The 15,203-nt window shown below is 38.5% G+C and carries 12 protein-coding genes; 8 read left to right on the top strand and 4 right to left on the bottom strand.

Features of this window, described 5'->3' with window-relative positions; all coding sequences use genetic code 11:
- The first annotated feature begins 113 nt into the window (after positions 1-113).
- From ACIQZG_RS22915 to ACIQZG_RS22890, 6 genes are all read left to right on the top strand, one after another.
- Positions 114-938, top strand: coding sequence for a DUF1444 domain-containing protein (locus tag ACIQZG_RS22915; protein ID WP_402758220.1), 825 nt, complete (start codon positions 114-116; stop codon positions 936-938).
- Complete coding sequence (gene ytpR / locus ACIQZG_RS22910) at positions 935-1,549, top strand: YtpR family tRNA-binding protein (protein WP_402758218.1); 615 nt, start codon at positions 935-937, stop codon at positions 1,547-1,549. The genes ACIQZG_RS22915 and ytpR overlap by 4 nt, the downstream gene beginning before the upstream one ends.
- Positions 1,550-1,761: 212 nt before the next feature.
- Positions 1,762-4,800: a DNA translocase FtsK gene (locus ACIQZG_RS22905; protein WP_402758217.1), complete on the top strand. Its 3,039-nt coding sequence runs from the start codon at positions 1,762-1,764 to the stop codon at positions 4,798-4,800.
- Between the two features lie 232 nt (positions 4,801-5,032).
- The gene (murC, locus tag ACIQZG_RS22900; protein ID WP_402758215.1) at positions 5,033-6,346 is read left to right on the top strand and encodes a UDP-N-acetylmuramate--L-alanine ligase; all 1,314 of its coding nucleotides are present in this window, start codon (positions 5,033-5,035) and stop codon (positions 6,344-6,346) included.
- A 109-nt stretch (positions 6,347-6,455) separates the two neighbouring features.
- On the top strand, positions 6,456-6,962 hold the full coding sequence (locus tag ACIQZG_RS22895) for a DUF948 domain-containing protein (RefSeq protein WP_402758214.1): 507 nt from the start codon (positions 6,456-6,458) through the stop codon (positions 6,960-6,962).
- Positions 6,963-7,148: 186 nt separating this feature from the next.
- Entirely contained in the window at positions 7,149-7,631 is a 483-nt protein-coding gene (locus ACIQZG_RS22890) for a YtxH domain-containing protein (RefSeq protein WP_402758212.1), read from the top strand.
- A gap of 77 nt (positions 7,632-7,708) precedes the next feature.
- On the opposite strand, the gene ACIQZG_RS22885 is transcribed toward ACIQZG_RS22890, so the two are convergent.
- On the bottom strand, positions 7,709-9,865 hold the full coding sequence (locus ACIQZG_RS22885) for a cell division protein FtsA (RefSeq protein WP_402758210.1): 2,157 nt from the start codon (positions 9,863-9,865) through the stop codon (positions 7,709-7,711).
- Positions 9,866-10,038: 173 nt separating this feature from the next.
- On the opposite strand from ACIQZG_RS22885, the gene ACIQZG_RS22880 reads away from it, so the two are divergent.
- Both ACIQZG_RS22880 and ccpA read left to right on the top strand, forming a co-directional pair.
- Positions 10,039-11,124: a bifunctional 3-deoxy-7-phosphoheptulonate synthase/chorismate mutase gene (locus ACIQZG_RS22880; protein WP_402758208.1), complete on the top strand. Its 1,086-nt coding sequence runs from the start codon at positions 10,039-10,041 to the stop codon at positions 11,122-11,124.
- A 281-nt stretch (positions 11,125-11,405) separates the two neighbouring features.
- The gene (gene ccpA / locus ACIQZG_RS22875) at positions 11,406-12,410 is read left to right on the top strand and encodes a catabolite control protein A (protein WP_402758206.1); all 1,005 of its coding nucleotides are present in this window, start codon (positions 11,406-11,408) and stop codon (positions 12,408-12,410) included.
- Positions 12,411-12,715: 305 nt separating this feature from the next.
- Here the strand turns inward: ccpA and ACIQZG_RS22870 are convergent, their stop codons facing one another.
- The 3 genes from ACIQZG_RS22870 to ACIQZG_RS22860 are packed head-to-tail and all read right to left on the bottom strand — an operon-like array spanning position 12,716 to position 15,180.
- Entirely contained in the window at positions 12,716-13,879 is a 1,164-nt protein-coding gene (locus tag ACIQZG_RS22870) for an acetoin utilization protein AcuC (RefSeq protein WP_402758204.1), read from the bottom strand.
- A complete protein-coding gene (locus ACIQZG_RS22865) occupies positions 13,876-14,523 on the bottom strand; it encodes an acetoin utilization AcuB family protein (protein WP_402758202.1) in 648 nt (215 codons plus the stop codon). Before ACIQZG_RS22865 ends, ACIQZG_RS22870 begins: the two co-directional genes overlap by 4 nt.
- A 24-nt stretch (positions 14,524-14,547) precedes the next feature.
- Entirely contained in the window at positions 14,548-15,180 is a 633-nt protein-coding gene (locus ACIQZG_RS22860; RefSeq protein ID WP_402758200.1) for a GNAT family N-acetyltransferase, read from the bottom strand.
- Positions 15,181-15,203 lie beyond the last annotated feature (23 nt).

Below are 15,203 nucleotides of genomic sequence, written 5' to 3'. Positions count from 1 at the left end.
TCGCTGTCCGTCAGACTTCATGGAACCGCCGTATACGGATCCGTACGTACGGTGGTGTGAGAGGACGGGAGTTAGTCGCTCCCTCCTACTCGATTGAAAGGGTGTGAAGATAAGTGCAGCAAATGAATTCGGAGCAATTGGTTGCTCTATTAAAAACGCGTTTAGGCGAAAGTCGCTTTACTTATCAGTTTGATAAAAAATATGATAAATTACGCTTGAATCATACAAAGTTAGGACACGGAATGGAATTATCATTACCGGGAATTTTAACAAAATATAATGAGAAGAAAGATGCTGCAATTACTGAGGTTGTTTATACAATTGAGCAAACATTTTCCGCAATGGAGCTAGAAAAGGAGCAGGGATTTAGTAGTTCTACTCAAATTTACCCTGTGATCCGTGCCACGTCCTATCCGCAATCCTCAAAGGAAGGACATGCATTTATTACGACAGAACATACAGCGGAAACACGTATTTTCTATGCCCTTGATTTGGGGAGAACATACCGTTTTATAGATGAATCAATGCTAGAGGCGTTACGATTAACAGTTGAACAAATTAGAGAAATGGCACGATTTTCAGTGAAACAATTGCCGGTGACCTATAAAAAAGATGAGGTATCTGGGAATTTGTTTTATTTTGTAAATGCTAATGATGGGTACGATGCGAGTCGTATTTTAAATGACAGCTTTTTAAAAGAGATGCGCGCGCAAATCGAAGGCGATATGACAGTATCTGTTCCTCATCAGGATGTGTTAATTATAGGTGATATTCGTAATGAAACAGGTTATGATGTATTAGCACAGATGACGATGCATTTCTTCACAGTGGGTACTGTACCGATTACATCGTTGTCATTTATTTATGAAGACGGGGAACTTGAACCAATCTTTATACTGGCAAAAAACAGAGTGAAAAAGGAGAAAGAAGAATCATGAACGTATTTTATAACAAGAAATATGTCGGGGATGTATTATTAGTTCAATTAGCAACAGAAGCGATTGTGAAAACAGTTATGGAACGTGCTGGCGACATTGCAATTTTAAAAGAAGCACAAACAGGTGAAATTAAAGCCTTTAACTTATTCAATGCAAGTAACTATGTGAAAACTGAAGTACAAGGGAATGTGGAAGTAACACCAGAACTAGTGGAACAGCTTGAAGCTGCAATTGTAAAGAACGGCGCTTCTATTAGCCTAGATGTAGACTTCTCACCAAAATTTGTAGTGGGTTATGTGGAAACAAAAGAAAAACATCCAAATGCCGATAAATTAAACATTTGTACAGTTAATATCGGTGAAGAGTCGTTACAAATCGTATGTGGTGCATCTAATGTTGAAGCTGGTCAAAAAGTAGTTGTCGCTAAAATTGGTGCAGTGATGCCTTCAGGTATGCTCATTAAAGCAGGAAACCTACGTGGTGTAGATTCTTTTGGGATGCTTTGCTCAGCCCGAGAACTGGCAATTCCGAATGCTCCGTCTGAAAAAGGAATCTTAGTGTTACCAGCAGATGCACAAATCGGTAGTGCATTTGAAACACCAACTCGTTAAATTTTTCATAGGTTATGAGAAAAATCGTTAAGTCGCTAAAAAGTAGCGCTCTTAACGATTTTTTGTCGTATTTGGGCCGATAAATACGAGTTTCTCTATCATTTTTATGGTATGCTTTTTACATAGAAGATGCGTTCTGTTTTTTAAAAAGTCAATCCTAAAAAACATATGCGTTACTATAAATGATGTGTAAGAGAAATGAGTGAATCAACATGAACTGGTTAAAAAAACAATTCAATAAACTATTAGATAAAAGTGAAGAAAATGAAAGTTATGAAGATCAATATGATGAATATGAACATGAACAAGATTTTCCACAGCAACAACAAACTAATAATATTGCTCAACCAAAACAAAGAACTTTTCGTTTTCCACTAATCGAAGATGAAGAAATTATCCCTTCGTATGAGCCGAAGCAAAAAGAAGCATTTAATCAAAAAAATGATACTTACTATGGGCAACAAGAAGATTTATCGTTACCCAAGCATTTAAATAACCATATCGTAGACTCGAGTGTCTATGATGTAGAAATTTCCGGGATTCGCGAATTATTAGAGAATCGCACGAAGCGTACAGGAAGAACGACGATTACACGGAGTCAATCTATACAAGAGTCTAGCACGAGGGCACGTAAAGTTTTTCGGGATACAAAAAGTTTTGATGTCCCTAAAAAGCAAGAAGCTACAATAAAACAAGAACGTGCAATAGAAAATAGTCAACCTCAGAATCGTAAACGCTTTGTACCAACGGATGTCCCTTCACCAGTTTATGGTTTTGCAAAACCAAGCCCAATTGAAACATTGTTGAAGAAGCGTAAGGAAGGGCAAGAAGATACTACTTCATTTGTTAATGATGGAAAAGAAACGACATCAAATGAAGGGTATGAAAATACAATAGAAGAAAAAGTTCAAATTACTCTTCAGGAACAACCTAAAAATAGTATGCAAGAACATGAAAAAGTGCAGAATATAACGGAGATAGTAAATGAACAGGCATTAACATTTGACCAATCGGATTTCGAAGATATTGTGGAAGTAAATGATACACCTAAAGAGCCTGTAATAGTGCCAAAAACAAGTACATTTGCGGTTGATTTTGAAGATCAAGTGAAGGCTGCGATACAGCAGGAATTAGCCGTAGAGCAACTTTCAGCCAACGAAGCTGATATACGAGTGAATGAAGTCATTGTCGAACAAGTGCAAATTGAAAATTCAACGATCAATATTGGTGGCGTTACTGTTATGCAGCCAGCATCTACAAAGTCTGATGTGCAAGATGATCTTGAAGAGAAATCTATCGAACATACACCGGCCCAAGAGAAGAGCCGTATTCCATTTAACGTATTAATGCTTAAGTCAGATAAAGAAAAATGGCAAACTCGCCAACAACAGTTGGAAATGTTATCTGTCAAAGAAGAAGTACAGCAAGTAATAACGCCTCCAATAGGAACAGATGAACCGGAAGAAATCGTTGTCGAAGAACCAAATCCTGTGAAGGCTGATATACCGTCTATACAAGTTCAACCACCACATTCTATTTCATCCATCAATCATGCAGCGGAAGCTGTCTCGGTTATAACAATGTCGCCTGTTGCGACATTAGAAAAACCAGCTGTTGAGATGTTAGTAGAAGATGAAGTTTCGGCTACAACAATGATGGTTGAAGAACAAGTGAAACCAATAGTAGAAGAGCCACATATTTTTACTAATGATCCAACGTTTGATATGGAAACTATACCTAAAATGGTGGAAGAAGAATCATTACAGCAAGAAATACTTCAAGACACTGAAATTCCTGTTACAGAAGTAAAAACAGTAGAAAAGCCAGTAAAGCCCGTGCGTGTATACCATAAACCAACGGATGAATTTTTAGAGCCACCAGAAGAAGAAACACAAGATACAGATTGGATGGAAGCGCAAGGTCAAACATTAGTTGAGTCACTGTCGCATTTCCAAGTATCTGCGCAAATTGAATCCATCATGCAAGGACCTGCTGTGACACAGTTTGAAATTACAGTAAGTCAAGGTACGAAGGTAAGTAAAATTCGTAATTTAGCAGATGACTTGAAACTTGCGTTAGCTGCGAAAGATATTCGAATTCAAGCGCCAATTCCTGGGAAGAGCTCAATAGGGATTGAAATTCCAAACCGCGTATCACGAGCGGTACGACTCTCAGAAGTAACAAATAGTGTATCTTTCGTCGAGTCTGATTCACCATTAGAAGCAGCACTTGGGCTAGATTTAACAGGAAAGCCCGTAACGATTGATTTACGAAAAATGCCACATGGATTAATTGCAGGAGCAACGGGATCAGGGAAATCGGTTTGTATTAATTCGATTTTGGTTAGCTTATTATACAAAGCTGCACCACATGAGTTAAAGTTAATGTTGATCGATCCAAAAATGGTTGAGCTTGCACCATTCAATCATATCCCACATTTAGTGAGTCCTGTCATTACTGATGTGAAGGCAGCAACTGCAGCACTTAAATGGGCAGTTGAAGAAATGGAGCGCCGTTATCAATTATTTGCGCATGCCGGTGCTCGTGATATTACACGTTACAATGCAATTGCGGAAAAAAATAATGAGCATAGTTTAAAGTTACCGTATATTTTAATTGTGATTGATGAGCTTGCAGATTTAATGATGATGTCACCAGCGGACGTAGAAGAGGCGATTTGCCGTATCGCACAAAAAGCACGTGCTTGCGGTATTCATTTGATCGTTGCGACACAAAGACCATCTGTTGACGTTATTACAGGTCTTATTAAATCGAATATTCCAACACGTATTGCCTTTGCGGTATCATCTCAAATCGATTCACGTACGATATTAGATGGGCAAGGAGCAGAAAGATTACTTGGGCGTGGAGATATGCTATATTTAGGGAACGGTATGTCTGCGCCAGTACGTTTACAAGGTACATTTGTGACGGACGATGAAATTGAAGCAATTATCGAGTATGTACGCGGGCAAGGAGAGCCTGATTATATATTTGATCAAGAAGAACTTCTGAAAAAAACAGAAGTTACAGCTGATCAGGATGATTTGTTTGAGGATGTCTGTCGATTTGTTTATGAGCAAGGTGGCGCTTCAACATCCCTTATTCAGCGTAAATACCACATTGGCTATAATCGTGCAGCGCGACTTATAGATATGCTCGAGTCGAATGGCTTTGTATCGGAAGCAAGAGGTAGTAAGCCACGTGAAAGTTTCATTACTGAGCAAGATTTAGTTGCTATGTTTGAGTAAAAAATAACGCGTTTTCGTATGGATTAACTTACTTTCGGCAAAAAATGATTTTTGGGAAAAGTTGCACATTTATCCTTATGCATAAATAGTGCTATAATAGACAAGATGTTTTGAATAGTATGCACTTTTTCACGCATTAGGAGGTATTAATACCTACACTTGAATAGTTGAAAAATGTGATACACATAATAGATGATAGATGGGATTTTGTATTTCCCGGGGGGTTTAATTTATGACAGTTTTTCATTTCATAGGCATAAAAGGGTCTGGCATGAGTTCACTTGCACAAATCCTATTTGATGCTGGTGAACAGGTACAGGGTTCTGATATTGATAAGTATTTCTTTACAGAACAACCGTTACGTGAGCGAAATATTCCAATCTTTACGTTCGATGCTGATAATGTAAAAGAAGGTATGACGATTATTGCAGGAAATGCATTTCCTGATGAGCATCCTGAAATTGTCCGTGCACAGGAAATCGGCGTGGAAGTGATTCGCTACCATAAATTTTTAGGCGAATATATTGGTAATTACACATCGATTGCTATTACAGGGGCTCATGGTAAAACTTCTACAACTGGTTTAATGGCGCACGTTGTAGGTGGCTATAAGCCGACTTCTTATTTAATTGGTGATGGTACTGGTGCTGGGCATGAAGATGCTAACTTTTTTGTCATGGAGGCATGTGAGTATCGTCGTCATTTTTTAGCGTATAATCCAGACTACGCGGTCATGACGAATATTGATTTTGACCATCCAGATTACTTTGCAAATATCGAAGATGTATACTCAGCTTTCCAATCACTTGCCCTACAGGTGAAAAAAGCGATTATTGCTTGTGGCGATGATGAGCATTTGCAACGCATCCAAGCAAATGTACCAGTCGTTTATTATGGTTTTGGTGCAGAAAATGATTTTGAAGCACGTAATGTAGAAAAAACAACTGAAGGTACAACTTTTGATGTATTTGTACGTAATGAATTTTATAGCACATTCTTTATCCCGTTATTTGGTGATCATGCTATTTTAAATACATTAGCAGTAATTACTCTTTGTCAATATGAAGGGATTCCTACAGAAATAATTCAAGAACGTCTACACACATATAAAGGTGTGAAAAGACGTTTTACTGAGACTAGAATTGGGAATAATGTATTAATCGACGACTATGCACATCATCCAACGGAAATTCGTGCAACAATTCAATCGGCTAGACAAAAGTATCCTGAACGTGAACTAGTGGCAATTTTCCAACCGCATACATTTACACGTACTCAAGCATTTTTACAAGACTTTGCTGACAGCTTAAGTCTTGCTGATACCGCTTATTTATGTGATATTTTCGGATCTGCGAGGGAACAGCAAGGAGCTTTATCGATTGATGATTTAGCCTCACTTATCGAAGGTAGCGCTGTTGTTACAACAGAAGGTATTGCAGAACTTACAAAACATGAAGGCGCAGTATTTTTATTCATGGGTGCAGGCGATGTTCACAAATTCCAAGACGCTTTTGAGAATGTATTACGAGACAACGAAACAGCTTAATCCGAAAGGGCTAAGCTGTTTTTTCTCAAAGTTAAGAAGGGATTCAGTGTCTTTTGTCGAAAGTAATAAGTAATAGTAATGTGAATACTTACTAGTAGGAGGACTATTTATGGAGTTAATTTTATACATTGCTGCGATTATTGCCGCAATTGGATTTTTAGTACTTTGTATTAGCATCGGTATGACGTTATTCTCACTCAAATCGATTCTAAATAGCTTAGCCAGCACATTGGCTGGGATTGAAGGTCAAATGGAAGGGATTACACGTGAAACGACTACCTTATTGACAAAAACGAATAGCTTAGCTGAGGATATTCAAGGGAAATCTGAACAGCTAAATACGGTTGTACAAGCAGTCAAAGGGATTGGCGATTCTGTAAATGGTCTAAATACATCTGTCCAACGCATTACTACATCGATCTCGTCGAGTGTTGAGCAAAATGAAGATAAAATAGCTCAAGTTGTACAATGGAGCAATGTTGCGATGGGAATTGCAGATAAGTGGAAGCAGCGCAAAGTAATCGAGCGTGCTCTTGAAGCCGTGGAAGATGACTTGAATGCTTGCGATACAGCGACTCCAGTAACAGAGAAGAGAAGATGGGGGCGTAAAAAGTAATTTTTAACTTTAATGAGCTGACGATAGAAAGTTAGCTCATTAAAATAAATGTCTTTGGTTTGTGTCTGAGGTGTTGAAGTGTGCTAGTACAAGTCAACATTTCAGACACCTTGTTAATCTGCGCGAAACCGAAACGTTAGCGACAAATATGCCAAGACGAATTTGAGAATGGGGAGGAATTGTAGCATGACATCACAAAAACCAAATTTTAATGAAGTGAAAGAACAACAATTTGAAAGTTCATTACCACAGCTTTACAGTCCGCAAGAAGCGATATATGAAGAGGAGCATGTGAACATGAAAGATTTTGTCATTGGCGCATTAGTTGGAGGAATTGTAGGGGCTGCTGCAGGCTTATTATTAGCACCGAAACCAGGAAAAGAATTACGAAGTGACGTAGCTGTTCAAGCTGTTAACTTAAAAGATAAGAGTGCAGACTTGTCTTCAACGGCAAAAGATAAAACACTACAACTATCAAAGCAAATTCAAGAGCAATCTACTCAATTAGTAGAGAAAGTAAAAACATTAAAATCACCAAAGACACCAGCTGTTTTTGATGATGGTACAGTGTCTTCAGAAGGTGAAGAGCCTCTAGATGATATCATCGAGGCAATCGCAGACAGTGAAGAAGAAGTAGTAGAAGAAAAAGCCGAGGAAGTTCGTGCTTGATAATGTAATAGAAAAGGGATGCGGTATGTCGTAAAAGACGTACCACATCCCTTTTTAATGGACTTTTTCGAGTAGCGCTAAATCGAAATTGGTGATTCTACTAATATAATTTCTAATTTATCTCCGCCAAATATTTCTGTGTCAAAGCTAGCTGGCTGGTTATTACGCAAAATTGTGAAATTTCCTTTAAACGTTGTAGGTAGTTGCCAATTAGAGAATCGGAAAACATCTTGGTAAATCCAACGACTTTGATCTTTTTCTTTAACAGATACTGTTGCTCCGTTTGGTACTGTAGATAATGGTGACATGACCACTTGATTAATCAAGATTTCATTCGCCATTTTCGCTAGCTCTAAAATTTCGTTTTGGAAGTGTACGATAATTTTATCTTCAAGCAGGATATTCATGTGGTTAGCAATCATTTGAACTGATGGAAAAGTAGCTTGTTGGAAAGATAAGATATCACCATCTTGTACTGGATATTGAAGTTTGCAAGGCTTTCCATTAATAGAAAGCGACGCAGAAAACTCTGGTAAATATAACGGTTTGCCATCAACGTGAATAAAATAAGATTCGAGTTTCTTCAGTAAATCCATATTATTAGTCAATTTAAAAATATCTTCAATTGTTTCAGCCGCTTCAAATAAAATCGCGTCACGATCCTTCAGTGCCGTATCAAGTGAAGCTGGTTCACCATTTAAGACAATCTTTGGTTCGACAACATACATTGTATTTTGGAGTGTCACTTTTTTTACAGCTGCACCATCTATTAAATCTCTTACAGTCGCTGTTGCAGTTTGTCCATCTTGGCCTTCTATTAATTGAATAGTGGCACCCGATTGAATAACTGATTTCGTTGAAGCTGGTTGCCCATTTACTAAAATTTGTGCGGGTTGGCCATGTCCACCTGGTATGAAAATATCTTGACCATTCACACTGACAGATAAACCGTGCCCAGGCTTGCCATACAATTGTTTAGCTCTAATATTGGCAGCTAAGAAAGCATCACCAACTGTCATTTCTTTTAGCTCAAATAGACGTACGACTTGGTCATTGACAGTTAAGCTCATATATTGAATGGGCATCTTTTTGGCAGCAATAGCGATACCGATTGGTGTGACCAGCTCTGGAGAAGGTTTTATATGCTCTTCTCTTGTTAAGTTTTGAATGGCGTCAACGCCACGAACTGCAATACGATTCGCTGGCAAATTTAGTACCTCACTAAGCTTTTCATTCAGCTCAGGTGTTAAACTACCTCCACCGACAAGCATCACTGCTTTTGGTGGTTGTTGATTATTTAAACGTAATATTTCCTCACCAATCGCTTTCGCAAGCTGCTTCACAGCAGGTTCAATTGCTTCAAGTACTTCAGCTTTCGGGAAGTATTGGTCGAAGCCTAAAATATCCTGAATTAAAATTTCCTCATTTGTTTGAAGTTGACGCTTTGCAGTTTCTGCTACAGGGAAGTCGAGTAAATAGTGATCACTTAGCGCTTCAGTAATTTCATCGCCTGCTGTTGGCACCATACCATAAGCTACAATTGTACTTTTATCGGTAATAGCGATATCCGACGTTCCTGCTCCAATATCCACTAATGCAACATTGAGGCGGCGCATTGTAGGAGGAATAAGTACATTAATCGCGGCAATTGGTTCTAATGTTAAAGCTTCCATTTCTAAATCAGCACGTTTCAATGCTGCAATCAATGATTCTACGACGACACGTGGTAAAAACGTTGCAATAACCTCAATTTGTGCTTCGTCACCCTGTTGATCGAGTAAGCTACCAATTTCTTCACCATCTAATCGGTAATATAGGACAGAATAACCCACACAGTAATAGTGGCTCGTTTTGGCATCTTCTTTTTGTTGCAATAATTGCTGCTGTGCCTGTTGGACAGCTTGTAGTTCTAACCGGCTAATATCTTCTTCAGTGAAAATCGGTCGATTTCGGATATTAACTGTCACACTAGCTTGTTCGGTTTTTAAAGAACGGCCTGCTGCTGCAACACTTACCTTTGTTAAAGGTCCATGTTTTTCTTCAAGTTCATGTTTTATTCCTTTAATTAAGTCTGCTACATATAATACATTATGTATTTGACCATCTACCATTGCTCGCTCTTTATGCTCTTTTACTAAAATATCTTGGACATGGAAATGGTCTTGATTTTCCTCTAAAATAATGCCGACAACAGAGCGTGTACCGATATCAAGCGCAAATAATTTTGAACCCAATGTAATCGCTTCCTTTCTCGATATAACTTAAACTAATTTAGCGAGTTGAAGCGCTAAATTAAAAATGCGTGACATTCTGAACAACATTGATTATAATAATGCTAATATCTAAAAATGTAACATACATTTCAGAGTTCTGAAAGTGTCTGTCATAGGGGAGAGGAGCAAGAAGTATGAGCCAAAAAGATTTAGAAAGCTTACGTAGTCAAATTGACGGATTGAACTTAGAAATTCTACGTCTAATTAACGAGCGTGCAGCAGTTGTAGATGAAATCGGTAAGATTAAAGAAAAACAAGGTGTAAATCGCTATGATCCGATGCGAGAGCGTCACATGCTTGACCTTATTAAAGAACATAACAATGGTCCGTTAAACCAAATGACGGTTGATTATATTTTTAAACAAATCTTCAAAACAGCACTAAAACAATTAGAGGCGGATAAAAAGAAAGAATTACTTGTATCACGTAAGAAAAAATCAGAAGATACTGTCATTAACATCAATGGCGAACTAATTGGCCAAGGAAAGCCATCTTTCGTATTCGGTCCATGTGCAGTTGAATCTTACGAGCAAGTTGCAGCCGTAGCAGCATCAATTAAAGCTAAAGGCGAAAAATTAATTCGTGGTGGAGCATACAAACCGCGTACTTCTCCATATGACTTCCAAGGTCTTGGTTTAGAAGGTCTAAAAATTTTAAAACGTGTATCTGATGAATTCGGTTTAGGTGTTATTACTGAAATCGTAACACCAGGTCATTTAGAAGAAGCACTAGATTATATTGATGTTATTCAAATCGGTGCTCGTAATATGCAAAACTTCGAATTATTAAAAGCGGCAGGTGCTACGAACAAACCAGTTCTATTAAAACGTGGTTTGGCAGCAACGATTGATGAGTTCATTCATGCGGCAGAGTACATCATGTCTAAAGGTAATGAAAATATTATCCTTTGTGAACGCGGTATTCGTACGTACGAAAAAGCGACACGTAATACACTAGATATTTCAGCTGTACCAATTTTAAAACAAGAAACACATTTACCAGTATTCGTAGATGTTACGCACTCTACTGGTCGTCGTGATTTACTACTTCCATGTGCGAAAGCAGCGATTGCGATTGGTGCTGACGGTGTAATGGCTGAAGTGCATCCAGATCCGTCTGTAGCACTTTCAGATTCACAACAACAAATGGATATCCCAACATTCGATGTATTCTACGACACATTACAAAAATTCATGAAAAACCATGAGATTCACGCTTAATAATTTTGAACCGCTTGCCAATTGGTAGGCGGTTCTTCTATATATTTAGATAAAAACGGTAATTATTAAACACTAGATATAGCAAAGATGGCTTTATAAAATTCTCAATTTTATAAGGTAAAAGTAAAATAGTGCTCCATTTTGTGTTAAGTGTCAAAAAGATGTCAAGAATAAGGCTAAGGATGCGCGGAAATTCAACATCTATACGTACTTATTATTGAAAGTAAGTTTATTATTATCGTATGATAAGTCTATATAAGGAAAAAAGGGAGGTGCGTACGATGACTGTTACAATTTATGATGTTGCACGAGAAGCGAATGTTTCAATGGCAACAGTCTCTCGTGTAGTCAATGGCAATCAAAATGTAAAGCCGGCAACGAGAAAAAAAGTATTAGAAGTAATTGAACGATTAGAATACCGTCCAAACGCAGTAGCGCGAGGGCTTGCAAGTAAGAAAACAACGACAGTTGGCGTGATCATTCCCGATATTGCAAATAATGTTTACGCGGAGTTGGCACGTGGTGTGGAAGATATTGCGACGATGTATCGCTACAATATCATTTTAGCCAATTCAGACCAAAATGAAGATAAAGAGTTACAACTTCTAGATACAATGCTTGGTAAACAAGTAGATGGTATTGTCATGATGAGTGATGAAGTAACAGATAAATTGCAACAATCAATGAAACATTCACCTGTACCGATTGTGTTAGCAGGTTCGGTTGATGAATCTAAAACAATTGCGACAGTTAATATTGATTATTTCGAGGCAGCGTATGAAGCAGTTACGTTACTCATAAAAAATGGTCATACACGAATTGGCTTTGTGACAGGACCACTGACATACACAATTAATGGTAAATTTAAACTAGAGGCTTATAAAAAAGCAATACATGATGCTGGACTAACTTTAGATGAATCTTTGATTGTAGGTGAAGAATCTAGCTATGATTCAGGATTAGAAGCGTGGGAGACTCTATCATTATTAGAAAATCCGCCTACAGCATTTTTTGCCGGAAGTGATGAGCTAGCTATTGGTCTTATTCACGGCGCGCAAGATGTGGGTAAAAAAGTTCCAGAAGAGATTGAGGTAATTAGTTTTGAAAATTCGAAACTAGCACGTATGGTACGACCAGAACTTACGAGTGTCGTGTTACCGCTATATGATATTGGTGCTGTAGCGATGAGACTACTGACAAAGCTAATGAATAAAGAAGCGGTCGAGGAAGAAGCTGTAATTTTACCGTATCGTATTGAACAACGACAATCTGTAAAGAGTAAATAAACAAAAAACACGTGACTCTAATTTGTGAGTAACGTGTTTTTTTGTGATATATAATTTTAAACTTATTGGACATAAAAAGAGGATGTCCAATAAGTCTCGTTAAGCAGAAATAATCTCTTTCTATATGATAAAAATCCGCTTCGCTTTCCGCGGGCACAGCGCAAGTCGCACCCCTCGCTCCGCGCGGTTTGTCGCGCCTTACTTCTTGTGCTATTCTCGCAGGAGTCTACGCGGATTTTCACCTGTATATCAAAAAAACAGCTAGCCTCAGCATATTATTTTTTCTTTTAGGACAGCCTCTGCGTTTATGCTCGTTTTTCATTGCGAATAATATGTAGCGCTTTACCGAGCATTTGAGCATTTTTTTCCTCAATTTCAGCTTTACGAGGAATAGGCTCATAGAGAGGATTAGGATCTTCCCATGTTGGAATAAATGGTACTGGAGATTCCGGTTGCCAGCGATCTAACCACGCTTGTGGTAGAGGTCCTGTAGGGATAGTTTGATCTGTCATTTCGAGCCACAACATAGACCAAGCACGCGGTACAACGCGCCAAATATCATAGCCACCGCCACCAACAGCAATCCATTTACCACCACAGTACTCATGAGCAAGCTTATGAGCGAGTTTCGGTATTTCTTTATAGAGGTTCATTGTTCCATATAAGTGCGTTAGCGGATCAAAGTAATGTGCATCGGCACCGTTTTGTGTTAGTACGACATCTGGTTTGAAAAACTCGAAAACTTCACGCATTGATTTTTCATATATATCTAGGAAACTTTCATCCTCTGTGAAAGCATCAATTGGAAAATTAAACGAGGTACCATAGCCTTGCCCATTTCCTCGTTCTGTAATATTTCCTGTTCCAGGGAATAAGTAACGCCCTGTTTCATGAATAGACAATGTGCACACATTAGGGTCGTCATAAAAACTCCATTGTACACCATCCCCATGATGAGCATCCGTATCAACGTATAGCACACGCGCATTATATTTTTCCTGCAAGTAGCGAATTGCTACATTACTATCATTGTATATGCAGAAGCCAGAAGCCCGCCCACGAAAGCCGTGATGAAGACCACCACCAAGATTAAGTGCATGTTCAGCTTTACCTTCCATTACATAATCGACAGCTGTTAACGTACCACCAACTAGCTGTGCACTTGCTTCATGCATATTCTCAAAGATAGGTGTATCCTCTGTTCCAATGCCGTAGCTTTCACCTTGTGCTTCTGTGATCTCACCGTGTCCAGCTTTCTTGACGATTTCGATATATTTGGGGTCGTGAGCAAGCAGTAGTTCTTCATCTGTTGCCACTCGTGCTGGTACGATATCAATATCATCTAATGCACCGATATTTTTTAATAAGTCCATTGTTAGCGTCAAACGTTTATGATTAAAAGGATGTGAATCTGAAAATTTGTATCCGAGTTGCTCTGGTGAATAGATAAAAACGGATTTTTTCGTCATAGCGGAACGCCTGGTAAATTTGGCCATAATACATCGAAACCTGCTTTACGCAGATCTTCAATCATAGCCAGTGGGTTTAACGTTCGAACACGGACACTCAAAATTTTATTTTGAGTATTTTCAGAATCTGGATAAACTAGGACGCTTTGAACATTTGCATGGTGATCAGTGAAAATTTTTGTAATTTCAAATAAAACTCCTGGTGTATCAGTTACACGAATTTCGATTTTAGAGCCGGGTTCGGTAGCACCAGTTAGCTCGATGTATGTATATAGCAAGTCTGTTGTTGTCACGATACCAACTAATTTTCCGGCAGATACAATAGGTAAACAGCCTACTTTAGATTCATAAAAAGTAAGTGCTACTTCCTCTACAAAATCAAGAGGATGTCCAATGAGTGGATTTTTCACCATCACTTCATCGACTGTTGCCTCAAAAACAGGTGAGTTTGGCTCCTCCTGTAATGAAGAAGGTAATGCTTCTTTAATATCTCGTTCAGTGATAACGCCCAGAACATGATATTCCTCATCTACGACTGGTAAATGACGTACTTTTTTCTCACGCATCATTTTAAGTGCTTCACGTACAGTGTTTGATGGAGCCAATGTGTATGGCTCGTGATTCATAATCTCTTCAACGATCATAGACTCTTCCCCTTTGTATTGGTTTTAATACATGAACCGGCTTCTAAAGCGTAGCCTATCGAATCGTTCCATTGTTTCAGGCGGTACACGTTTCCCTTCACGCGCCATTAGACAGTTTGCAGGATGAGATGTGATTTCTGGGTCATCTGTTGCAAAATACACGAAGCCAGCAGAGCTCATCATACGTTCCATCATTTTACGATAGTCCCATACATTTAAGCCTGTTCCCTTCAAATCCCAATGCCAATAATATTCTGTCGTAAGTACTAGATAATCTTCCATTTCGTCGCCCATAAATGAAACGGCTAGAAGTGCCTTTCCAGCTCCTGTACCCCGATAGGCTGGGATCACTTCAATAGCACCAAGTTCAATCATATTTTCGATAGGATCTTCTGACCACCGTTCTAAAGGATCTGGATATAGATAAGTGACATAGCCGACGACGATATGGCCATTTCGAATAATGATTATACGTCCTTCTGGAAGACTAGCGATTTCAATGATGGCTTGATGTTGTTGTTTTGGGGGCCTAAATGCAACTAAGTCCTCATGGAATGAATACTCAGCTAATTTTTCTGGAGAAACAGGTCCTTCAACATACACAGTACCATGCTTTGTTTCCTTTGTAACAGAAAAAAAAGTTTTTTTATGTTCCATATATACACCACCTGACTTTTATA

This window comes from Lysinibacillus sp. NPDC096418, assembly GCF_044762775.1.
Classification (GTDB): domain Bacteria; phylum Bacillota; class Bacilli; order Bacillales_A; family Planococcaceae; genus Lysinibacillus.
Note: the sequence above shows the minus strand (reverse complement) of the source record. Positions and strands in the feature narration are given on the sequence as shown.